Origin of the sequence: Methylobacterium sp. J-030, from assembly GCF_022829545.1 — a bacterium.
In the GTDB taxonomy this organism is placed as follows: domain Bacteria; phylum Pseudomonadota; class Alphaproteobacteria; order Rhizobiales; family Beijerinckiaceae; genus Methylobacterium.
This window is the reverse complement of sequence record NZ_JAKSYM010000133.1, coordinates 13484-34039: the sequence shown is the minus strand read 5'-3', so window position 1 is coordinate 34039 and position 20556 is coordinate 13484. Positions and strand designations below refer to the sequence as shown.

The window sequence follows — 20556 nt, the reverse complement described above, 5'->3', positions numbered from 1 at the left end:
AACGCTTGGCTAAGAACGCCGAGGCCTCGACTAACCTGCACTTCCCATGACCCCCGCGAATATTGTGCGCTGGCATACCGGACGAGCGTTGCAGATTCGCTTTCGCCCCGACGAGCATGCTAAAGCCGTCCGGAGCGCGCTCCTGTGTGCCTTCAGCGGCGGGACATGGGTGCGGTTCATCCGGCCATGCCCACCTCCTCGAACAGGCCGGACCCACCAGTCGCCGTCCCGCGCAGGTTGCGAAGGGCCGGATACGCTGAGCTGGGGCGAAAGGGACAGGATGAGCGACGAGACTGAGTTCGACCTCGATGAGGAGAATGCCACGCGCGACGCGGAAGCGGAGGCGAAGACGCGGGCCGAGAACCGCGCCGAGCGCGCCGAACGTGCGGAGCGGATGGCTCGCGAGGGTGCGCAGGCGATGGCGGAGCATCACGCGCAGATCAAGGCCGTCGATGAGCGGACCGTGAAGCTGCGGGCGCTTCGTCTCGCGAAGGAGGCCGCGGACGCGCAGACCAAGGCGGCCGAGAAGGAAGCCAAGGCTGCCGCGAAGGGAGCCGGCAAGGGTGTAGCCAAGAAGGCCGCGCCGAAGAAGACCGCCGCAAAGGGCTAGAGGCCGATGGCCGACGATCGCAACCGCCGCCGCTTCAGCGATCCGCGCGCGGCCGCCGAAGCCGCCTTCCGGGCCGCGACGTCCGCGAAGCCGGAGGCGCCGCCGCGGCAGCAGGCGGCCCCCCCGCGGCCCGCTGTCCCCCCCGGTGCGCGGGAGATGGTGAGCCTGCGCCTCGACAGTGCGGTGCTCGCCCATTTCCAGAAGGACGGGCCGGGCTGGCAGGACCGCATCAACGCGGCGCTCAAGGCGCTCGTCCCCGCCGATCAGGACTGACACGACATACCGGATCCGGGCGGGATCGCGCGGGCGCTCACGCGTCGCGCGGGCGCCCGCGCAGGATCCGGTTCACCGCGCGGTCCAACGCCGACAGGAAGGCCGACCGGTCGGCGCGCGAGTACGGCTTCGGACCGCCGGTGATCGTCCCGGCCTCCCGCAGGGACTGCATCAGGTCGCGGGTCGCCAGCGCCATGCCGATCGAGGACTCGCTGAACGGCTTGCCGGTGAAGGCCAGCACGGTCGCGCCGGCCTTCACGCACCGCGCCGCGAGCGGCACGTCGGCGGTGAGGACGATGCTGCCGGGTCCCGCCCGCTCGGCGATCCAGTCGTCGGCGGCGTCGAGGGCGGAGCCGACCACGACACGCACGATCCAGGGCTCGCGCGGCAGGTTCAGGATGCTGTTGGCGACCACGTGGACGGTGAGGCCGTAGCGGGCCGCGACCCGGTAGGTCTCGTCCTTGACCGGACAGGCATCTGCGTCGAGGTAGATCGGCGGCCCCGCGGTGTCGGCGCTCACGGCCGCGGCACCAGCTTCGACGTGAAACCCACCAGGATCAGGAGCACGCCGAGGGCGAATTGCCAGCGCTCGATATCACCGCCGACCGAGATCAGGATGGCGTGCCCGAAGACCAGCAGTCCGAGCAACGGAAAGCCGAAGCGCAGCACCATCTTCGCGGCCGTCAGGATGAGGGCGCGGGGAGCCTCGGTGTCGGCCATCAGCGGGCCGCCGCCGCGCGACGCGGTTCCAGCTCCGTGACCGTGTCGGCATGGCCGCGCTCGAGCGTGGCGACCGCGAGCGGGGCGCCGCGGCCGCGCAATGCGTGGGCGCCGAGGGAGCGGGCGCGGACGCCCGCGGGCAGCCCTGGCAGCCGGTCGAGGAGATCCTGGGAGATCAGGGTGCCGACGCCGAGAGGACGGCACAGGGCCTCGATCCGCGACGTGACGTTCACCGCATCGCCAAAATACGCAATCTTGTGCCGGTCGACCCCGACTTCGGCCGTGACCACGGAGCCGCCGTGCAGGGCGGCGCGCAGCCGCGGCACCGTTCCGAACCGCGCCGTCCACGCCGCCGCATCCGCGTCGATCCGGTCGAGCACGTCGAACAGACAGGTCACGCAGCGCGCATCCTTGAGCCCCCGGGCCATCGGCCACGTGATGATGGCCAGATCCCCGACGTAATCGTCGACGGAGCCGCCGTTGCGGCGCACCGGCTCGGCCAGAGTTGCGAAGACCGCCCCGAGGTATTCCTGGGCCCGGAGATCACCGTGCGCCTCCGCGAAGGCGGTCGAGCCGACCACGTCGAGGAACAGGAAGACCCGCTCTTCCGCCACCGGCTTGTGGTAGCGGCCGATCATGAAGTTCACGAACACCTCGCCTCCGATCAGGTCGCGCATCCGGATCACGAAGACGAGGAGGCCCGACGTGGCGAGGGCGTAGGCGAGGACGCGGGCGGTCATCCGGGTCGCCGAGGTGAGGTCGTCGTTCGTCAGCGCGAAGGTCCAGACCAGCAGACCGCCGAGCGCGTTGCCGGCCATGATCATCAGCACGTAGGCGAGTTCGGCCGCCACCACGTAGAGCCAAGCCGGGAACCGGCGGATCCGTGCCTGCAGGCCGGCCAGGATCAGGCCGCGGTCGAAGGCCAGCACCGTGGCGCCCATGCAGAGGCCGTAGGTGAAGCCCGCGAGCGGCGAGGCGCCCGCCGCGAAGATGATGTTGTAGAGGAGCCCGGCCCCCGCGGCCGCCAGCAGGATCAGGACCCAGAACAGGCGATGGGCGGGCAGCATCGGCGCAACTCCAGCATGGCCAACCAAGCGGCCGCGCACCGGACCGGGTTTCACGGCTTCGACCCGACGACGCGGGCTCGGCAGGTTCGCGCCGCGTGACAGCGGACACTGGCCTAGAGTGCAGCGCCGCCGTCTCGCACCAATCCTTGCTCAACAATCCATGATGGCGCGAGTAAGGCGTGGAACGGCAGGGTCGCGATACCGCCGCCATCGCCGGGTCGGTGTCCCGAGAGCGCCGAGACAGGGAAGGGAACGACGCCATGCAGGCCAGGAGCTTCGGTGCAGCCCGCGTCCCGGTCCCGGTGATCGGACAGGGGACGTGGCACATCGACAGGTCGGACCGCGGCGACGCGATCGCCGCGCTGCGGGCCGGCATCGATGCCGGCATGACCCACATCGACACGGCCGAGATGTACGGCGATGCGGAGGCGATCGTCGCCGAGGCCATCGCGGATTGCCGCGAGGAGGCGTTCCTCGTCTCGAAGGTGGTGCCCGGCAACGCAACCCGACGCGGCGTCGTGCGGGCCTGCGAGGCCTCGCTGCGTCGGCTCCGCACGGACCGCCTCGACAGCTACCTGCTGCACTGGCCCGGCCAGCACCCCCTGGAGGAAACGATCGCCGGATTCGAGGATCTGCGCCGGGCCGGGAAGATCCTGTCGTGGGGCGTCAGCAACTTCGACGTCGAGGATCTCGATCAGGCCCTCGCGATCGCCGGGCCGGACCGCATCGCCTGCAATCAGGTACTCTATCATCTCAATGAGCGGGCGATCGAGCACGCCGTGCTGCCCTGGTGCGAGAAGCATGGCGTGGCCATGGTCGGCTACTCGCCCTTCGGCAGCGGCGATTTTCCCGATCCCGCCAGCGCGGGAGGCCGGGTGTTATCGGGGATCGCCGAGGCACACGGCACGACCCCGCACGCGGTCGCCCTCGCGTTCCTGACGCGTATGGCCGGAACCTTCACGATTCCGAAGACCGGGCGTCCGGCCCGCGCCGTGGCGAATGCCGGTGCGGCCGACCTGCATCTCGGGTCTGCCGAAATCGCCATGATCGACGCGCATTTCCCCCGGGGTCCCCGGCCCCGGATGCTGCCGATGCTCTGAGCTTCCGGGGTCCGACGATGTGGGCGCGGCGAGATCCGCGCCGACCGGGTTGCGAAAGCGAACGGTTCTCGGCGCTGGGCTTGACGGGCTCCCGCGCCGGACCGGTATCCATCTTCGACCGAGGGTAGCCTAAGCCACCGCTGCCGGCAGCGCCTGTGAAGCCCAGGCTGCCGTCCGAACCCGATTGCGGCCGGCCATCTTGGCCGCGTAGAGGGCTGCGTCCGCTGATACGAACAGTGCCTCGGGTGCCGCATCGAAATCCGGGTCGGCGCTCGCGACGCCGATGCTGACCGTGGCGATGCCGCCGAATTCCGGCGCATGCGCGATCTGGAGGCCAACCACGGCCCGCCGGATGCTCTCGGCCACGGCGGCCGCCTCCGGGTCATCGAGGCCGGGCAGGAGCGCCACGAACTCCTCGCCGCCGATCCGGAAGCCCAGGCCGCCGGCCGGCAGGGTCCGGTGCAGGCAATCGGCGATCGCCCGGAGGACGTCGTCGCCGCGGCGATGACCGAACCGGTCGTTGAACTGCTTGAAGTGGTCCGCATCGATGATCAGCAGCGAGAGCGGCACCCCGATACAGGCGGCCTGATCCCAGGCCTCCGCGAAGTGCTCGTCGTAGCTTCGCCGGTTCGGCAGGCCGGTCAGACCGTCGGTCCGGGCCAGCACGGTGAGCGCGGCGTTGGCCTTGCGGGTGGTCGCCTCGGCGGCGGCGTGCCGACCGACTTCGCGCTGAACGAGGACCATGAAGCCGAAGCTCAGGATATTGAGGCACAGGATCAGCGCGGCGATGATCACCGCTTTGAAGATCCAGTGCGCCCGGATGCTCTCGACGCTCGTGGCTACCGTGACGATCAGCGGGAGATCCTCGAGATGGGCGAAACTGTACAGGCGCATCGCGCCGTCGAGATGTGAGGGGCCGAGGAACTCGCCGCGCTCGCTGGTGCGGTAGGCGCTGTAACCGGGGCTGCCGGCGATGCTGCGGCCGACGGCATCGGGCTTGGCCGGCACGCGGATCAGCAGCGTGCCGTCCTGGTGAAACACGTTGACGATCAGGCCGTCATCGAACCGCAGCCGGTCGAAGCGGGCGTGGAACCGACCGAGGTCCAGCGAACCGGCGACGATCCCCCCGAACGATCCATCGGGCCGCTCGACCGCCCGGGCCATACGGATGATCTGCCGCCCGGTCAGCGGCGAGCGGCTCGGCCCCGTCAGGATCGGACCGGCATCCGGCGTCGCGCGAAGGGCCTGGAACTCGGGCAGGGCGCTCAGATCCTGCAGCGGCAGGGCGCCCGGGTCGCTCGTCGCGATCACGCGCCCCTCCCGATCCGTCACCGCGATCGGACCAAGGCCCGTCCCGATGGCGGCGGCATTGAACGCCGCCAAGCGTCGGAGTTCGGTGACCAGGGGCGTCCCGTCCGGCTCGTTCGCCGCCCGCGTGGCGGCGCGCAGGGACAGGTCGTAGGCCTTGATGTTGTGTCCGACGCCCTCCTCGATCACCGAGAGCAATGTGCGGGCGTTGCACCGCGCGTTCTGCCAAGCGATGTCGCGCAGATCGACACAGAGATACAGGCCGAGCAGGGTCAGGCACAGCAGCAGGATCGCACCTGCGGCACCGGTCAGGCGCGAGGCCGGGACCGCGAAAGGCGCGCGCATCGCTGATACGGTCGATCGCAGGACCATGGACATCGCGTCGATACGGCTGCGGTCGAACGCACGTGCGTCGCCGGATCAGTGATCGGTACCGAGGCTGCCACCTAAAGATTTTAAACAACGTTACTTAGGTTGCGCGAAACCGGTATGTCGCCCAACGAAACCAGTACACCTCGGCCTTGGTCGATTGCCGATCGGCGCCGCGGCGCAGCTTGTCGGCCTCACCGCGCACAGTCCGACGCGATGCAGAGGACGGCGCGGCGGCAATCCGGGCCCCGGAGAGGGCCCACCCTCAGTCGCCGATCCCGAACAGCTTCTCGATGAAGTTGCGATCATCCTTCGGCGCCCGACGGGCCACCGCGGCCGGGCGCGGCGCCGGAGCCTCCGGCGCGAAGATCTGCCCGAGGATCCCGCCCGGCGCCTCCTGGCCCGCGCTCGCCACGGATGCGGTCGTCTCCGGTGCCCTGCGCCAGCGGTTGATATTGGGGAGCGGGACGGGGTTCTGACCCTTGAGCGCCTGGGTCATATAGGTTTTCCAGATGTCCGCCGGCAGGTTGCCGCCCGTCACCTTCTTGGTCAGCTCGCCGTCGTCGTTGCCGAGCCAGACACCGGTCACGAGGCTGCCCGAGAAGCCGATGAACCACGCGTCCCGGTAATCCTGGGTGGTGCCGGTCTTGCCCGCGAGGTCCCAGCCCGGGATGTCGGCCTTCTTGGCGGTGCCGCTGACGAAGGTCTCGTGCATCATGGCGTTCATCATGCCGTCGGCATCGGCGCTCATGACCCGGCCGAGCCCGCTCTCGGCGCGCCGGTAGAGCACCTTGCCGTCCTGGCCCTTCACGGCGGTGACCACGTAGGGGATCACGCCGGTGCCGCCGTTGGCGAAGGCCCCGTAGGCGCCGACCATCTCCAGCAGCGTTACCTCGGAGGTGCCCAGCGCGATCGAGCCGTTGGCCTGGAGCGGCGAGGTGATGCCGAGCCGCTGGGCGGTCTGCACCACCGCCTTCGGGCCGACCTCCTGGCCGAGGCGCACCGCCACGGTATTGAGGGAATGCGCGAGCGCCGTGCGCAGGGTGACCGGGCCCTCGTAGCGGTGCGAGTAGTTCTCGGGTGCCCAATTGCCGATGCGGATCGGCGCGTCGTCGCGCACCGTGTCGGGGGTGGCACCGTGCTCCACGGCCGTCAGGTACACGAACGGCTTGAACGAGGAGCCGGGCTGGCGCTTGGCCGTGGTGGCACGGTTGAACTGGCTCTGCGCGTAGTCCCGGCCGCCGATCAGCGCGCGGATCGCCCCATCGGGGCGCATCGACACCAGCGCGCCCTGGCCGACATTGAAGCGTGCGCCCTTGGCGTTCAGCTCCTCGGTCAGGGTCCGCTCGGCGGCGGCCTGCAGGCCGGTATCGACCGTGGTCTGGACCGTGATGTCGGTGTCGAACTTGCCGACGTAATCGTCGAGCACGTCCATCACGAGATCGGCGACGTAGTTGGCCGAGCCGCCGCCGCGGGCGTTGGCGGGCTTGGCCGGTTGGGCGAGCGCCACCTTCACGTCCTGCGCGGTGGCGAAGCCGAGCTCCTGCATGGCGGCGAGCACCTGCGCGGCGCGGGCCTGGGCAGCCGGCAGGTTGCGGTTCGGGGCGAGCCGCGACGGCGCCTGGACGAGGCCGCCGAGCATCGCCGCCTGCGCGAGGTTCACCTCCCGTGCGGGCTTGCCGAAATAGCGCTGCGCCGCCGCCTCGACGCCGTAGGCGCCAGCGCCGAAATAGACGCGGTTCAGGTAGAGTTCGAGGATCTCGTCCTTGGTGTATTTGTGCTCCAGCCAGAGCGCGAGGATCGCCTCCTGGATCTTGCGCGAGGCGGAGCGTTCGGGCGTCAGGAACAGGTTCTTGGCGAGCTGCTGGGTCAGCGTCGAGCCGCCCTGTGCGACGCCGCGCCGGGTCACGTTCTGGCCGACGGCCCGCAGGATGCCGACCGGATCGACGCCGAAATGCTGGTAGAAGCGCCGGTCCTCGATCGCCACGAAGGCGCGCGGCAGGTAGGGCGGCAATTCCTTGATCGAGACGACCCGGCCCCCGGTCTCGCCGCGGTTGGCGAGCAGCGAGCCGTCGCTCGCGAGGATCGCGATGTTCGGCGGGCGCTTCGGGATCGCGAGTTGGTCGATCGGCGGGAGCTGAGAGGCGTGGTAGGCGATGAGCCCGGCGAGCCCGATGACGGCCCAGAGGCCGAGCACCACCGTGCCGTAGACGATCCGGCCAAACCACGAGCGCCGACGCCGCTTCCGACCCGCACCCGCCGAACGCGCCGGAACCTTCGCCGGCTTGCGTGCCGGCCCACCCGCTCGATTCGCCACGCGTTCTCCTGGTCCGGGCCGGTCCTCACGGGACAGGCGCAGGTCGAGGTCGCCGCGATCCCGCGCGCGCCCTTCCGACACGTCGAAGTTCGGCTCGATCCTGCCCCGCTCCTTGGCCATGCATCCCGTCTTCGATTGATCCGGACCGGCGCGCCCATCCCGGGCGACGCCGCACGGTCGTCACGCACCCTGCCGCGGCTTCGGCCCCGATACAGGAAGGACAAGGGCCGCCGCGCGCACGCCTTGTCGAATCCGTTTGTGACCGCATCGGGGTGATGCTGGCCGAGAAGGCTCGCCAATCCGTTAAGGACGCGTCAACCTCTATGGCCCGGGGGCCGGGTCCGGAGACTGCGCCACGCCCATCACCCGCCGCGCCTCGACGAGCATGACCGCGTGCCGGGCCGATTGCGGACCGGCATCCGGCGTCTCCCGGCCGAGCCGGGCGATGCGCGACAGGAACAGGCGGCGGCGCAGGCCGAAGCGCCGGAGGCTCATCAGCAGCGCCTGGAGAACGAGACGGACCGCCTCCGTGCGCTCGCGTTCCAGGATGAGTTCACCCCTGAGAGCCGCCTCGCGCTGCAAAGCGGCCTCGAGCTCGCCCCGGACGGCGGCCCGGTCCGCCTCGCCCTGACGTGCCGCCGCGAGTTCGATCCGGCATTCCTGCAACGCGCTCAACAGCAGAAGCTCATGCGCGGACGAATCTCTCACTCAACCCTCCCGACACGACGCGGTCCGGCATCAACCGGAGCGCGACGTTCTCCTGCCGATCGATCCGCCCGATCGGCGCGATCGATCCCATCGGCCGACGCCATAGCGAGCGCGGCCTCTGGCCGAAAGCCGCCATCCGGATTAATCGGGCCCCGCATCACGGGGGAATCAGGGACGTGCGGAGTCGGATCGTCGCGGCCGGCGCGCTGGGGATGGGCCTGATCGGGCTCACCGCGGCCCACGGCTATCAGCTCGACACGGTGAACCTGATCGCCTGCGCGCAGGACGGGGGCGTCTGCCGGATGCCCTATCCCACCAATGTCTATTACGGTGTCCCCGGCCGGACCAACGGCCGGCCATTCCCGCAGGGCGGGGTGATCCCCTGCAACGCCCAGACCTTCGGCGATCCGGCCCCGGGCCAGCCGAAGAGCTGCTGGTATGCGCCGCGCATCTCCGCAGGCGGGTCGGACAATCGCTACCGGGACGATGACTACGATCGCCGCCGCGGCGACGACCGCTATGATCGCAGCTATGACCGCCCGCCGGTGAGCCGCCCCTACGACGATGACGACGAGCCGGCGCCGCGGCGTCGCCGAGATTACCGCGACGAGTATTGATCTTTCCCGACAGGGTACACGCGTCGACCGTATTCGGCCTGTTAACTGCCGTCCGCCATGGTCCCAGGCCGCAAGGCCCGGCTCCGCGGGCGGGCGCGGTTGAGGAGAGGTTCATGACGGAGGACCGCCGCGGCACGTTTCGCCGGAACGCCTTCACGTTCGGCGCCCTGCTCCTCGCCCGCGGTGAGGTCGGCTGCCTGGTCTGGGACGCGAACGAGACCGGCGCCCAGATCGAGGTCGAGGACGATCAGCCGGTACCCGATCGATTTCCCCTGCGTCTCACGGCGGGGGGCGATCCACGGCCCGCTACCGTCGCGTGGCGGCGGAGCCGTCGGATCGGCATCGCCTTCGAGGGCTGAGCCGACCCGTCAGGTCGCTTGGAGGACCGGCCTCGCCCGCACACGAGCCGGCGCGAGATGGAAGCGGGCGGGTCGGACGAACAGCACGTTCAGCGGCGTGCCACGCACCAGCCGTTCCAGCGCGAGCGGCAGCAACACCGCGACCACCATGACGATCAGGCTGACGGCGCCGATATCGGCGACGAGCCCGGTGCGCACGAGGATCTCCCGTGTCGCGGCCATCGGCAGCGAGAACGCGAGGTAGATGACGATCGAGCGTCGCCCGCAGGTTCGGATCGCCTCGGCGACGTGGCCGCCCGTCCGGCCGATCAGGACGGCGGCCACCACGATCGCCAGCGCGCCGGCGGCGCCGAGGGCGAGGCTCACCAGCGGCAGACTCGCTGGAGACGGATGAGCGGGCTCCGTCGCGGGTGTCAGGGTAAGCCATCCCTCCACGGCGGCCCAGACGGCGAGGCCGGCGAGCGCCGGCCCGAGATTCCGCCGCGCCGCGTCGGCCAGGCCGAAGATCCGGTCGGCGAACAGGTACCCGGCGACGAAGTACACGTAGCGCGCGCAGAACTCCTCGATCACGGTCGAGCCGCTGTGGATGTCGGCGATCTGCAACAGCGCGGCCGCGGCCAACAATATGCCGCCGGGCACGCGGCGCAGCGCCTTGGTCACCACCGAGAACACCGCCAGCAGGTAGATGAACCACAGGCTGGAATAGGGCTCGATCAGGGCATGCCCGAGATGGATCGCGAAGTCCGCCGGGCCACCGTCGCCGACGATCTTCCCGTATCGGGCCCCCGACTGGATCACCAGCCACAGGAGGTAGAAGTAGGCGAAATGGATCACGCGCCGATCGGAGAAGAGGCGCCAGTCGCGGTCGATCACCCGGCCCAGGAACAGGCCCGACAACAGGAAGAAGTCCGGGATCCGGAACGGCTTGGCGAAGGCGACCACCGGGTGGAGGAAGCCCTCGCCGCCCATGGCCTCACCCGTGCCCGTCACGGCGTGCATCATCACAACCAGGAGGATGCAGATCCCCTTGGCGATATCGACCCAGGCGAGTCGATCCCGTGCGTCCCCTGCCCCGGCCATCATCACATCCTCGATACCGGGATGATCCTGGAGCCTTTCTGGTTGACGGCAAGATTCGAACGGCAACCGACCTGCCCACATGGCGAACAGTCGGTAAAGATCCGTCGATCGAAGCCTGTTCTATCGGTGCTCCCAGATTTCCAGAGGGTTCTTCACTTTGGCGGGTGCTCAGGGCGGAGCCCTGGAATCTCCGGCCTTGGGAGGGTCTCCAAGGCGCCGCCCTGGACCCACAAAAAGTCTCGACCCAGCCCTTTCAGGGTGCTTGACGCGGGACTTGACCGCGACCGCTCGCCGTCATCGCGCGCGCAGCGAAGCGACCCAGGGCCGCGCGACCTCGGTGAGCGTGCGCCCCCCTGGATCGCTTCGGTTGCGCTCGCACGGACGACGGCAGCGCACAGGGCGCGATAATCCAGCGCCTGACAGGACGGGAACTTCACCTCAACGGCTACCGGGAAACCCTTGAAAGGGCTGGGTTCCGACCTTTCGAAACCACCACACGATTTGCCCACGCGACATGGAACACCTTCGTTCCAGTCGAACAGGCTCTCAAGCTTTGCGCCTGGACGCTCGCCGGTCGCGGGTCATGCGCGTGGCGGCGTGGAAATCGTCGGGCTTGCCGCGGACCCAAGCGAGGAACCGGGCGATCTCCGGATCGGTCCGCAGCGCTTCCACGTCGGTGAGCCGCTTGGCGATCTCGGCCTCGCTGTAGCGGGCGTGGATGGCCGAGTGACAGATCTGGTGCAGCCGCACGGTGCCGCGATGGGTGCCGCCCTTCAGCTTGGGCGTCAGGTGATGGAGGCTGGACCGCGCGCGGGGCGGGATCGGCCGCTCGCAGAGCGGGCAGGCCGGGTCCGGGCGGGGGTTACCGCTCACCTGATCGGGATCATCGGCGCTCCAGCGCCGGGACCGCCGTCCGACCACGCACGACCTCCTTCATCCGCCCGCTATCCCGTCGTCTCGGCCCGCGCGCAGCCCCCGCCGACGAGCGCGCCGAACAGCGCCTCCGCCTCCTGATCCCCGAGGCCGAGGACGGAGATGTGATCGCCCGGCAGCAATGGGATCCGCGCCCGGGGACCGGCCGCGGCGGCAAGCGCCAGGGCGAGCTTGGCCGGCACCACCGGATCGTCACGGCCCTGGACGATCAGCACCGGCACCGTCCCGGATCGGATGCGCAGATCCGAGCGGTAGGTGTCGCGCAGGAGCCAGGACGGGGCCAGCGGGACATGCAGCCGCACCGTGCGGGTCATCGAGTCGAACGGCGCTTCGAGGTATAGGCCGATCGCGGAACGATGCTCGGAGACCGCGACCGCCACGGCGGCCCCGAGCGAATGGCCGTGCAGCAGGATCGGCACCCCCGGCGCCCGCACCGCCGCTTCCGCCATGGCCGCGCGGCCGTCGCGGATCAGCCCGTCCTCGCTCGGACTGCCGGTCGAGCCCGGATAGCCGCGATAGGCCGGGGCCAGCAGGCCCCAACCGGCCGTCCGCCAGGGGCCGGCGGCGAACCGTGCCGCGTGCGGTTCCGGGCGGGAGCCGTTGCCGTGAAAGGTGATCACGATACCGCAGCCCGGCCGTGGCGCACGCCAGAGGGTATGGAGGCTTTCGCCGTCCGCGGTGGCGATCGTGATCGGCTCGACCCCCGGCGGCACCGGCGCGAGCGGCGGCGCGCGATGGGCGCCGGGATAGAGGAAGCGGCGCTGTCCCAGGGCGAGCCCGGCCAGTGCCAGCCCGTAGAGGAGGAGCACCGCGAGCACGAGGCCGGCGAGAAGGCGCATTCGAATCCGCGGGAGGAATCGGGACGTGACAGAGCCTTTGCCTACGGTCTGATCCGTCGATCCTGCAATCAGGGATGGCTCCGACCATCATCAGACCTTCGTGCGCGGATGTCGTTCGGCACCGTTCCGCAGCATTGACAAAGCCCGCGGCAACCGTGAGTCTTGAACCGTTCCGAGGGGGGCCCCGCAGGGGGCTGAGATTGGGCATCCGGCCCTGACCCTTGAACCTGATCCGGCTCATACCGGCGGAGGGACGGGAACCTGCGGCTGCGCGCCTCGCGGCCGGCTCTCTCATCTCACCCATCGTGTGGACCGGACCGCTCCAGGACGAGGAGAGGCCCACGATGAACGCACCCGTTCGCCCCAAGGACGTGACAGGCAACCCCGAGGCCGTGACCACCGGTCCGGTCACCGGATCGCGCAAGGTCTATGCGAGCCCGGCCGGGCGGCCGGATATCCGCGTGCCCTACCGCGAGATCGCCCTCTCCGACCCCAAGGAGGCGCCGGTGCGGGTCTACGACCCGTCGGGCCCCTACACCGAGACCGACGCGCGCATCGACCTCAGCGGCGGTCTGCCGGGCGTGCGCGAGCCCTGGATCGCGGCCCGCGGCTACACGGCCGTCGAGCCCCGGGCGGTGAAGCCCGAGGATAACGGTTTCGCCGGCGACAAGCTCGTGGCCCCCTGCCCCGCCGAGCGGACCATCCGCAAGGCCGCGCCGGGCCAGAAGGTCACGCAGTACGAGTTCGCCCGTGCCGGGATCATCACCGAGGAGATGATCTACGTCGCCCACCGCGAGAATGCCTGCCGCGAGCAGATGCTGGAGGGCGCCGAGGCGACCCTCGCCGACGGCCAGAGCTTCGGCGCCGCGGTACCGCCCTTCATCACCCCCGAATTCGTCCGGGACGAGATCGCCCGCGGCCGGGCGATCATCCCGGCCAACATCAACCACACCGAGCTGGAGCCGATGGCGATCGGCCGGAACTTCCTGGTGAAGATCAACGCCAATATCGGCAACTCGGCCGTCACCTCCTCGGCGGCGGAAGAGGTCGAAAAACTGGTCTGGTCGATCCGCTGGGGTGCCGACACGGTCATGGACCTGTCGACCGGCCGCAACATTCACAACATCCGTTCGTGGATCATCCGCAACAGCCCGGTCCCGATCGGCACGGTGCCGATCTACCAGGCGCTGGAGAAGGTCGGCGGCGACCCGCTCAAGCTCGACTGGGAGGTGTTCAAGGACACGCTGATCGAGCAGGCCGAGCAGGGCATCGACTACTTCACGATCCATGCCGGCGTGCGCCTCGCCCACGTGCCGCTGACCGCCCGGCGGGTCACCGGCATCGTCTCGCGCGGCGGCTCGATCATGGCGCGCTGGTGCCTCGCCGGGCACCGGGAATCGTTCCTCTACGAGCGGTTCGACGAGATCTGCGACATCATGCGGGCCTACGACGTCTCGTTCTCCCTGGGCGACGGCCTGCGCCCCGGCTCGATCGCGGATGCCAACGACGCCGCGCAGTTCGGCGAGCTGGAGACGCTGGGCGAACTGACCAAGGTCGCCTGGGACAAGGGCTGCCAGGTGATGATCGAGGGCCCCGGCCACGTGCCGATGCACAAGATCAAGGTCAACATGGAGAAGCAGCTGAAGGAATGCGGCGAGGCGCCGTTCTACACGCTGGGCCCGCTGACCACCGACATCGCCCCGGGCTACGACCACATCACCTCCGGCATCGGCGCCGCGATGATCGGCTGGTTCGGCACCGCGATGCTCTGCTACGTCACCCCGAAGGAGCATCTCGGCCTGCCCGACCGGGACGACGTGAAGACCGGTGTCATCACCTACAAGATCGCCGCCCACGCCGCCGACCTCGCCAAGGGCCACCCGGCCGCGCAGCTCCGCGACGACGCGCTGAGCCGCGCCCGGTTCGACTTCCGCTGGGAGGACCAGTTCAACCTGGGCCTTGATCCCGACACGGCCCGCCGGTTCCACGACGAGACCCTGCCGAAGGACGCCCACAAGGTCGCGCATTTCTGCTCGATGTGCGGGCCGAAATTCTGCTCGATGAAGATCACGCAGGACCTGCGCGCCGAGGTGCTGGCGATGGAGGAGGCCGGCGAGGTCCTGGGCGCGGCGCCCGCGATGTCGAAGGCCGAGGCCGAGGCCGGCATGAAGGCGAAGTCCCAGGAGTTCCTGGCCGAGGGCGGGAAGCTCTACGTCGACGCCGCCGAGTGAGGTGACGGCACGCCCGGTCCGCTCAGGATTCGGGCGTGCGGCAGGCGGCGACCGGGTCGCCACCATGCGGGGCCTGGATCTCGATCACCGAATCCGGACGGGCGCCGTAGCTGTCGTGCAACGCCGCGAGCATCAGATCCGCCGCGATGGCGAAATCCGGCGGGTGCCCGAGTTCGACCGAGCGGGAGAAGTTCTCCCGGGGGCTCGCCTGGACATAGCCCAGCGCCTGCAGGGCCGCCCGCGCGGACGCGTCGAGCTTCAGCCGGCCGTCCCCTGCCGGTCCGTAGGCACCGGACGACGCCTCACAGAGCATCCGCGTGTCGGGGTCTTCGAAGATGCATTGGACGTAGCGCTGCGGCTCCGCGTGCAGCGCGACGACGATGAAGCGGTTGCGCCCGTCCTCGACCGCGCCGGGCCGATGCATGGCATCCAGGCGTTCCACGATCGCGCACCGGTGCCGCGCGATGAAGCGCGCGCGGCTCGCCGTCGTGCCGCCGAGATTTGCCGCAGCCAGCGGCGACGTGGCCGCTACCATCAGCAGTGCGCAGAACCAGCGCATCTGGGGCTCCCTCCGCCGGCGGCTGCGGCCGTCCCGGGCCGCGCGTCAACACGGGGCGCAAGAACAGCAAAGATTCGTGTCGATGCGATAACGCAATCTTCACGGCATGCGCGATCGGCGGGCAGCCTGCGGTGGAGGACGGCTCAGCGTTAAGGAACGCTTAGGCAGCATATCGGCTGAATCCTCCGATCACAGGATCGCAGGAGATCAGCCATGGAGATCCGCCCGCTGGCGGCCCCCCCGCCGGGACCCCAGGGCCTCGACGCCCTCGGTGCCACAGCTGCCCCTACCGAAACAGAGCAGCCCTTCGCGGCGCATCCGAGCTCGACGGCGCTGGAGCCCGCGGTGAAGCTCGACCTCGGCACGACCAGCGGCAAGGCGCGCTATATCCAGGATACCGACACCAGCGCGATCGTCTTCCAAGTGGTGGACGCCGAATCCGGCACCGTGATCGATCAATTGCCCAGCGAGACGGCCCTGCGGAACCGCGCCTACGATTCCGCGCGCGAGACCCGCAAGCCGCAGACCAGCGGCCTGTCGCGGGTGGCCTGAACCCCTACGGCTGGGCGCCCGGCACCATCGGGCGCGTGGCCACGGACGTCGGAGCGGAAAACGGGAACGATCCGTTTGACGTCGTCGCGGTCCGGCTGCTAGATCGTGAGCGCGCATGAACGTGCCGGAACGCGCCGGACGCTGTTCATGTTGGCGGGCGTAGTTCAGTGGTAGAACGTCAGCTTCCCAAGCTGAATGTCGTCGGTTCGATCCCGATCGCCCGCTCCAAACTCCACCGTTATTCGGTCTAACCCGGTGGTATCCCGCGAAGCGGGGGTGACCGGATCCCTGTTTTGGGCCGGGCCAAGTGCCGAGGCTCCTGACGGCCTGCCCGCGCTCGGCGCCGATGCCCGCTCGGCAATCGGGCAAGGCTGCACCGCACATGACGGCCTGATCATCATCGCCGCCGCACAGCACGAGACTGGCGCGATACACGGTCCGGCCATCTCCGTCGCGCAGCCGCAGTCCGAGGCTGCGACGGCGCAACCCCGCCCCGCATGCGGCGAAATTCCCGCCGCCGCGGGCCGCCCGAGCGCGGCGACGGCGTGCGCAGGAAGCTTGACCTGTGATACCGTCGCGCCGGGGGTAACGGCGAGAAACGCCTTCGGGCATTCGTGGAAGGGGGTTCGGACCGTGACGGACCTGAAGGAACGCAGGCGTTTCGAGGCGGAATTCGCCCGGAGCGACGCGAGCACGGACCCGTTCGTGTCCGCGGTGCGTGCCACGCGCATGCCGATGCTGATCACCGACCCTAGTCAGCCGGACAACCCCATCGTCTTCGTCAACGCCGCCTTTTCCCGGCTGACCGGGTATGCCCACCACGAGATCATCGGCCGGAACTGCCGCTTCCTCCAGGGGCCGTCGACCGACATGGCCGACGTGGCGCGGATCGGCGCCGCCATCGCGCGCCGTGAGCCCATCGAGGTCGACCTTCTGAACTACAAGAAGGACGGGGAGCGGTTCTGGAACAGGCTGCTGGTCTCGCCGGTCTTCGACCGGGACGGCGACCTGACCTACTTCTTCGCCTCGCAGTTCGACGTGACGCTGGAGAAGGAGAAGCTGGCCCGCGTCCAGGCCGACCGCGACGCGCTGGAGCAGGAGGTCGCGCTGCGCAAGGACGAACTCGCCCGGATCGAGGAGCGGATGAGATTCGCCCTCAAGGCCGGGCGCTTCGGAACTTGGACCCTCGACCTCGCCGACCGGCGGCTGGAGGCATCCGCCATCTGCAAGGAGAATTTCGGTCGCGCGGTCGGCGAGGCATTCAGCTACGACGACCTGCTCGGGGCAATCGTGCCCGAGGATCGCGGGCGGATGCAGGAGGCGGTGCGCTCGTCGATTGCCGAGCACGGCGACTATGACATCGAGTACCGCGTGCGCACGTCGGCCGGCGAGGAGCGCTGGCTGCATATTCGCGGGCAGACGTTCTACGGCCCGGACGGCGCACCCCAGAGCATGGCCGGGGTCTCCATCGACGTCACGGAACGCAAGCGCGGCGAGGAGCAGCGTCGCCTGCTGGCGGAAGAACTCACCCACCGGGTGAAGAACTCGATGGCGACGATGCAATCCATCGCCCACCAGACCCTTCGCAACGCGGCCACGCTGGACAGCGCACTCGAGACGCTGGACGCCCGGCTGGCGTCGCTGGCCGCGGCCCACGATGCGCTGACGCGGGAGGGCTGGGGCGGGGCGAGCCTCGGCGAGATCATCGAGGGGGCCTTGCAGCCGTTCCGCAACGGTGCCGCGCGGCGCTTCACCGTCGCCGGTCCCCACGTCTGGCTGTCGCCGCGCGCGAGCTTGGCCTTCGTGCTGGCGCTGCACGAACTGGCGACGAACGCCGTGAAGTACGGCGCGCTGTCCAACGATGTCGGCCGGGTCGTCCTCGACTGGGGCCTCGACGAGGACGGTCCGCCGGCGCGCCTCTGGCTTCGCTGGGAGGAACACGGCGGACCGACCGTGGCCAAGCCCGTCCGGAGCGGCTTCGGCTCCCGCATGATCGAGCGGGCGCTGGCGATGGAACTCGGCGGCACGGCGAGCGTCGAGTACCGCCCCGACGGCGTGGTGTTCACGCTCGAGGCCCCGGTGCCCGAGGGCACCGCCCGGCATCCATAACGGGCGATGCGGGAGGTCGCCATCGGTGAGCCTCCCGGTGTGCCTGCGGAGGGCGCACCCGCGGACCTTCAGCCCATGACGACCCGGAGCTTGTTCGCGAGCTCGTCCCGCCGGTAGGGCTTGCTCAGGAGCGGCAGGTCGGCCGGCCTGCCGCACGAAGCCGTAGACCTGGCTCAGCCCGAGCCCGGTGCCCTTGCCGACATCCTTGGTCGTGAAGAACGGCTCGAAGGCGCGTTGGCGCGTGGCCGCGTCCATGCCCTGGCCGGTATCCGTGACCGAGACGAGCACGTAGGCCCCGGGCCGCAGGTCCGGCCGATCCGGGATCTCCTGGGCGTCGAGATGCCCGTTGCAGGACTTCACCGTCAAGACGCCGCCGCCCGGCATCGCGTCTCGGGCGTTCACCGCGAGGTTCAGCACCGCGCTCTCGAACTGGCCTGGGTCGAGCCGGACGGGATCGAGGCTCGCGTCGAGGTCGAACCGGACCTCGACGGTCTCGCCGACGGCGCGCTGCAGGAGCGCCTGGAAGTCCTTGAGGAGCCTGTTCGGGTTGACCGTCTCCGGCCGCAGTACCTGGCGCCGCGAGAACGACAGCAGCTTCTCGGTGACCTCGGCGCCGCGTCGGGCCGCGGTCATCGCCGACGTGGCCAGGCGCTCCACGCGCTGCGGGTTGTCGGGCTTGCGCACGATCATGTCGAGGTTGCCCACGATGACCGTGAGCAGGTTGTTGAAATCGTGCGCCACGCCGCCCGTGAGCTGCCCGATGGCTTCCATCTTGTGGGCCTGGTTCAGGCGCTCCTCGGCCTCGCGCTGGCGCGTCGTGTCCATGACGACGCCGGCCATCGACCGGGGCTGGCCGTGCTCGTCGCGGTAGACCCTGCCGCGCACCGTGACCGACCGCGGCGCGCCGTCGCCGGCCCTTCGGATGCGGCATTCGATCTCGAGGCGCCCCGAGCTGCCCGCGGCGTCGAACGCGGTTCGGACGGCGTCGCGATCCTCCGGGGCGACATGGCCGAGGAAGGTCTCGACGTCCCAGGCGGCGACCGGCTCGCGGTGCCCGAAGATCGCGTCGTGCCGGGGGGACCGGCGCGACGTGCCGGCGCGCAGGTCGAGGTCCCAGTCGCCCATCTCGGCAGCTTCCAGCGCGAGGGCGAGGTTGTCGCGGGCGCGTTGCAGCTCCGCCCGCCGCGCCTCGCGCTCCTCGGCCGTGGCCTCAGCCTGCGCGTAGAGGAAACCGACCTCACGCAGGTAGACGCCGAGCAGGATCAAGCCGGCGACCAGCGCCTCAAGCCGCCCGGCGAACCATCCGACCGTGCCGCGGGCGGCGCCCGGCAGAGTGACCATGTTGTCGAACACCAGGAGGAGCAGGGAGACGGCCAGCCAGATCTGGAGAACGGTGCGCAGGCGGGTCTTCCAGCACAGGACTGCCAGCGCGAGGACGGTCAGGGCCACCACACCCGGGCCGATGCCGGAGGTCGTGAGCGGCCAGTAGTTGTCGCCCTCGACGCACTTGGGCAGGAGATGGACGTAGTGGACCGCCACGACGCCGCTGAGTGTGGCGGCCGCGACGGTCCCGGCGACCGCGACCAGGCCGATCCGTCCGGCGCGATCAGGCGGGGCCTGCGGCGGGCGCCGGTCGCCCTCCAGCATGGCGTAGGGCAGCGCGAAGAGCGGCGGCCCGATGTGCCAGAAGATCCACAGCCAGGTCGTGGTGTCCGGTCCGCCGCCGAGGAGGCGACCCTGGGCGAGGACGTTCGGGAACGACAGCATCTGAAGGAGGACGACCAGCGTCACGTAGAGGCTGCCGGTCCCGAGCACGAGGAGCGGCACGGAGCGGATGCGGCGGTACTGGGTGAGGAACAGGTAGGTGGTCAGCCCGTAGACCACGATGAGGGCCGACTGGTAGGCGGGCACGAAGCCCGGCATCGGCACCATGGGCCGAGCCGCATATGGCAGCAGAGCGAGCGTGACGGCGCCGAAGACGAGGCTGATGGCGACCGCGAGGCGTCGCTGCGTCCTGCCGGCCCGCGCGGTCGCCAGGGTCGCCAGGGCCGGGACCGCCGGGGACTCGCTCATCGTGTGCTCCGTACCGAAGCGCGATGGCTGGCCGTTCCGGCAACACGCTCGCGAGGATTATGGGTATCATGGTGCCCATTCCGGGGCCAAGGGACGGCGACCGGATCGAACCCATGGACCCAAGCGGCAAGCGAGGCAGTGGTTCCGCCCGCGGCTCCGCCTGCACGCGGCCAACCAGCACGCGGCACCCGACCGTGGCGCGAGAGCAACGGTCGTGCGAGGATGGGATCGGGTCTCCGGCCCAGGCCCCCCGACGACGGAACGCCACGCTTCGGCGGACGTCGTTCTTCCGGGCCGCCTTCCTTCACCGATGCGCCGAAGGGCCGTCCATGTCCGCGACGGTCCTAGCCTTCCCGGCGAGGTCCCGCCGCCCCGTCGCGGCGCGATGGGCTACGCGACGGTCGAGGCCGCCGACGCCGTCGCAGGGCTGAAGGTGCTGCAGTCCGGGGCGCGCATCGACCTGCTCGTGACCGATGTCGGCCTGCCCGGCGGGATGAACGGGCGGCAGATGGCCGACGCGGCCCGCGCGTGCCGATCCGAACTGAAGGCGCCGTTCATCACCGGCTACGCCGCGTGCGCGGCGGTCGGCGATGGGCTCCTCGGGCCGAACATGCAGGTCCTGACGAAGCCCTTCCGGACGGACGCGCTCGGAACGCGCATCCGGGACCTCGTCGCCGAGCCTCCAGCGGCAGGGATTTCGACCGGCCGCTGAGACCGGACCGATTGCCGGAC

At 70.0% G+C, this 20556-nt stretch carries 18 protein-coding genes, 1 tRNA gene, 2 pseudogenes and 1 riboswitch; of the genes and pseudogenes, 10 read left to right on the top strand and 11 right to left on the bottom strand.

Translation table 11 applies throughout. The annotated features are described in order from the left end of the window. Window positions 1-280 precede the first annotated feature (280 nt). Both MKK75_RS07380 and MKK75_RS07375 read left to right on the top strand, forming a co-directional pair. Window positions 281-610 carry a hypothetical protein gene (locus tag MKK75_RS07380; RefSeq protein WP_244041953.1) on the top strand — a complete coding sequence of 110 codons (330 nt, stop codon included), beginning with the start codon at window positions 281-283 and terminating at the stop codon, window positions 608-610. A gap of 6 nt (window positions 611-616) precedes the next feature. Beyond that, window positions 617-883, top strand: a complete 267-nt coding sequence (locus MKK75_RS07375) for a BrnA antitoxin family protein (protein ID WP_244041952.1) — start codon at window positions 617-619, stop codon at window positions 881-883. 37 nt (window positions 884-920) lie between these two features. On the opposite strand, the gene MKK75_RS07370 is transcribed toward MKK75_RS07375, so the two are convergent. From MKK75_RS07370 to MKK75_RS07360, 3 genes are read right to left on the bottom strand one after another with little or no spacing between them, the layout of a single operon-like run. After that, on the bottom strand, window positions 921-1403 hold the full coding sequence (locus MKK75_RS07370) for a YaiI/YqxD family protein (RefSeq protein WP_244041951.1): 483 nt from the start codon (window positions 1401-1403) through the stop codon (window positions 921-923). Then, a complete protein-coding gene (locus tag MKK75_RS07365; protein ID WP_244041950.1) occupies window positions 1400-1603 on the bottom strand; it encodes a hypothetical protein in 204 nt (67 codons plus the stop codon). The genes MKK75_RS07370 and MKK75_RS07365 overlap by 4 nt, the downstream gene beginning before the upstream one ends. After that, window positions 1603-2670, bottom strand: coding sequence for an adenylate/guanylate cyclase domain-containing protein (locus tag MKK75_RS07360; protein ID WP_244041949.1), 1068 nt, complete (start codon window positions 2668-2670; stop codon window positions 1603-1605). Before MKK75_RS07360 ends, MKK75_RS07365 begins: the two co-directional genes overlap by 1 nt. 260 nt (window positions 2671-2930) lie before the next feature. On the opposite strand from MKK75_RS07360, the gene MKK75_RS07355 reads away from it, so the two are divergent. Then, on the top strand, window positions 2931-3770 hold the full coding sequence (locus tag MKK75_RS07355) for an aldo/keto reductase (RefSeq protein ID WP_244041948.1): 840 nt from the start codon (window positions 2931-2933) through the stop codon (window positions 3768-3770). Window positions 3771-3899: 129 nt separating this feature from the next. On the opposite strand, the gene MKK75_RS07350 is transcribed toward MKK75_RS07355, so the two are convergent. The 3 genes from MKK75_RS07350 to MKK75_RS07340 form a co-directional block, all read right to left on the bottom strand. After that, complete coding sequence (locus MKK75_RS07350; RefSeq protein ID WP_244041947.1) at window positions 3900-5423, bottom strand: sensor domain-containing diguanylate cyclase; 1524 nt, start codon at window positions 5421-5423, stop codon at window positions 3900-3902. Between the two features lie 289 nt (window positions 5424-5712). Next, the gene (locus MKK75_RS07345) at window positions 5713-7884 is read right to left on the bottom strand and encodes a transglycosylase domain-containing protein (RefSeq protein ID WP_244041946.1); all 2172 of its coding nucleotides are present in this window, start codon (window positions 7882-7884) and stop codon (window positions 5713-5715) included. A 201-nt stretch (window positions 7885-8085) separates the two neighbouring features. Next, the gene (locus tag MKK75_RS07340) at window positions 8086-8439 is read right to left on the bottom strand and encodes an ATP-dependent helicase (protein ID WP_244041945.1); all 354 of its coding nucleotides are present in this window, start codon (window positions 8437-8439) and stop codon (window positions 8086-8088) included. 209 nt (window positions 8440-8648) lie between these two features. On the opposite strand from MKK75_RS07340, the gene MKK75_RS07335 reads away from it, so the two are divergent. Both MKK75_RS07335 and MKK75_RS07330 read left to right on the top strand, forming a co-directional pair. Next, window positions 8649-9089, top strand: a complete 441-nt coding sequence (locus MKK75_RS07335) for a hypothetical protein (RefSeq protein WP_244041944.1) — start codon at window positions 8649-8651, stop codon at window positions 9087-9089. 113 nt (window positions 9090-9202) lie between these two features. Further along, a complete protein-coding gene (locus MKK75_RS07330; RefSeq protein ID WP_244041943.1) occupies window positions 9203-9448 on the top strand; it encodes a pilus assembly protein PilZ in 246 nt (81 codons plus the stop codon). A 9-nt stretch (window positions 9449-9457) separates the two neighbouring features. On the opposite strand, the gene MKK75_RS07325 is transcribed toward MKK75_RS07330, so the two are convergent. The 3 genes from MKK75_RS07325 to MKK75_RS07315 all read right to left on the bottom strand — a co-directional run bounded on the left by MKK75_RS07325 (window position 9458) and on the right by MKK75_RS07315 (window position 12300). Then, window positions 9458-10528 carry an acyltransferase family protein gene (locus MKK75_RS07325; RefSeq protein ID WP_244041977.1) on the bottom strand — a complete coding sequence of 357 codons (1071 nt, stop codon included), beginning with the start codon at window positions 10526-10528 and terminating at the stop codon, window positions 9458-9460. Between the two features lie 546 nt (window positions 10529-11074). Beyond that, window positions 11075-11449, bottom strand: coding sequence for an HNH endonuclease (locus MKK75_RS07320; RefSeq protein WP_244041942.1), 375 nt, complete (start codon window positions 11447-11449; stop codon window positions 11075-11077). Between the two features lie 23 nt (window positions 11450-11472). Beyond that, window positions 11473-12300 carry an alpha/beta hydrolase gene (locus tag MKK75_RS07315; RefSeq protein ID WP_244041941.1) on the bottom strand — a complete coding sequence of 276 codons (828 nt, stop codon included), beginning with the start codon at window positions 12298-12300 and terminating at the stop codon, window positions 11473-11475. Between the two features lie 165 nt (window positions 12301-12465). Then, window positions 12466-12571, top strand: a riboswitch (TPP riboswitch). A 73-nt stretch (window positions 12572-12644) separates the two neighbouring features. Between MKK75_RS07315 and thiC the strand changes: the two genes are divergently transcribed. Beyond that, complete coding sequence (thiC, locus tag MKK75_RS07310) at window positions 12645-14531, top strand: phosphomethylpyrimidine synthase ThiC (protein ID WP_244041940.1); 1887 nt, start codon at window positions 12645-12647, stop codon at window positions 14529-14531. Window positions 14532-14553: 22 nt separating this feature from the next. On the opposite strand, the gene MKK75_RS07305 is transcribed toward thiC, so the two are convergent. Continuing rightward, window positions 14554-15090: a TY-Chap domain-containing protein gene (locus tag MKK75_RS07305; RefSeq protein ID WP_244041939.1), complete on the bottom strand. Its 537-nt coding sequence runs from the start codon at window positions 15088-15090 to the stop codon at window positions 14554-14556. A 213-nt stretch (window positions 15091-15303) separates the two neighbouring features. Between MKK75_RS07305 and MKK75_RS07300 the strand changes: the two genes are divergently transcribed. From MKK75_RS07300 to MKK75_RS07290, 3 genes are all read left to right on the top strand, one after another. Further along, complete coding sequence (locus MKK75_RS07300) at window positions 15304-15642, top strand: flagellar protein FlaG (RefSeq protein ID WP_244041938.1); 339 nt, start codon at window positions 15304-15306, stop codon at window positions 15640-15642. Window positions 15643-15795: 153 nt separating this feature from the next. Then, a tRNA-Gly gene (locus MKK75_RS07295) sits at window positions 15796-15870 on the top strand. A 405-nt stretch (window positions 15871-16275) separates the two neighbouring features. Then, window positions 16276-17751: an HWE histidine kinase domain-containing protein gene (locus MKK75_RS07290; RefSeq protein ID WP_244041937.1), complete on the top strand. Its 1476-nt coding sequence runs from the start codon at window positions 16276-16278 to the stop codon at window positions 17749-17751. 201 nt (window positions 17752-17952) lie between these two features. Here the strand turns inward: MKK75_RS07290 and MKK75_RS07285 are convergent. Continuing rightward, window positions 17953-19674 (bottom strand): annotated as a pseudogene (locus MKK75_RS07285) (MASE4 domain-containing protein); the annotation flags it as partial. 535 nt (window positions 19675-20209) lie between these two features. Here MKK75_RS07285 and MKK75_RS07280 point away from each other — a divergent pair. Then, a pseudogene (locus tag MKK75_RS07280) lies at window positions 20210-20536 on the top strand (response regulator); the annotation flags it as partial. Between the last annotated feature and the right edge of the window lie 20 nt (window positions 20537-20556).

What these genes read in the sequence shown, in the direction of transcription:
- MKK75_RS07305 (WP_244041939.1), bottom strand. Translation starts at nt 15,090, where the DNA reads ATGCGCTGGTTCTGCGCACTGCTGATGGTAGCGGCCACGTCGCCGCTG.
- MKK75_RS07380 (WP_244041953.1), top strand. Translation starts at nt 281, where the DNA reads ATGAGCGACGAGACTGAGTTCGACCTCGATGAGGAGAATGCCACGCGC.
- MKK75_RS07330 (WP_244041943.1), top strand. Translation starts at nt 9,203, where the DNA reads ATGACGGAGGACCGCCGCGGCACGTTTCGCCGGAACGCCTTCACGTTC.
- MKK75_RS07345 (WP_244041946.1), bottom strand. Translation starts at nt 7,884, where the DNA reads ATGGCCAAGGAGCGGGGCAGGATCGAGCCGAACTTCGACGTGTCGGAA.
- MKK75_RS07375 (WP_244041952.1), top strand. Translation starts at nt 617, where the DNA reads ATGGCCGACGATCGCAACCGCCGCCGCTTCAGCGATCCGCGCGCGGCC.
- MKK75_RS07350 (WP_244041947.1), bottom strand. Translation starts at nt 5,423, where the DNA reads ATGCGCGCGCCTTTCGCGGTCCCGGCCTCGCGCCTGACCGGTGCCGCA.
- MKK75_RS07325 (WP_244041977.1), bottom strand. Translation starts at nt 10,528, where the DNA reads ATGGCCGGGGCAGGGGACGCACGGGATCGACTCGCCTGGGTCGATATC.
- MKK75_RS07360 (WP_244041949.1), bottom strand. Translation starts at nt 2,670, where the DNA reads ATGCTGCCCGCCCATCGCCTGTTCTGGGTCCTGATCCTGCTGGCGGCC.
- MKK75_RS07315 (WP_244041941.1), bottom strand. Translation starts at nt 12,300, where the DNA reads ATGCGCCTTCTCGCCGGCCTCGTGCTCGCGGTGCTCCTCCTCTACGGG.
- MKK75_RS07365 (WP_244041950.1), bottom strand. Translation starts at nt 1,603, where the DNA reads ATGGCCGACACCGAGGCTCCCCGCGCCCTCATCCTGACGGCCGCGAAG.
- MKK75_RS07300 (WP_244041938.1), top strand. Translation starts at nt 15,304, where the DNA reads ATGGAGATCCGCCCGCTGGCGGCCCCCCCGCCGGGACCCCAGGGCCTC.
- MKK75_RS07355 (WP_244041948.1), top strand. Translation starts at nt 2,931, where the DNA reads ATGCAGGCCAGGAGCTTCGGTGCAGCCCGCGTCCCGGTCCCGGTGATC.
- thiC (WP_244041940.1), top strand. Translation starts at nt 12,645, where the DNA reads ATGAACGCACCCGTTCGCCCCAAGGACGTGACAGGCAACCCCGAGGCC.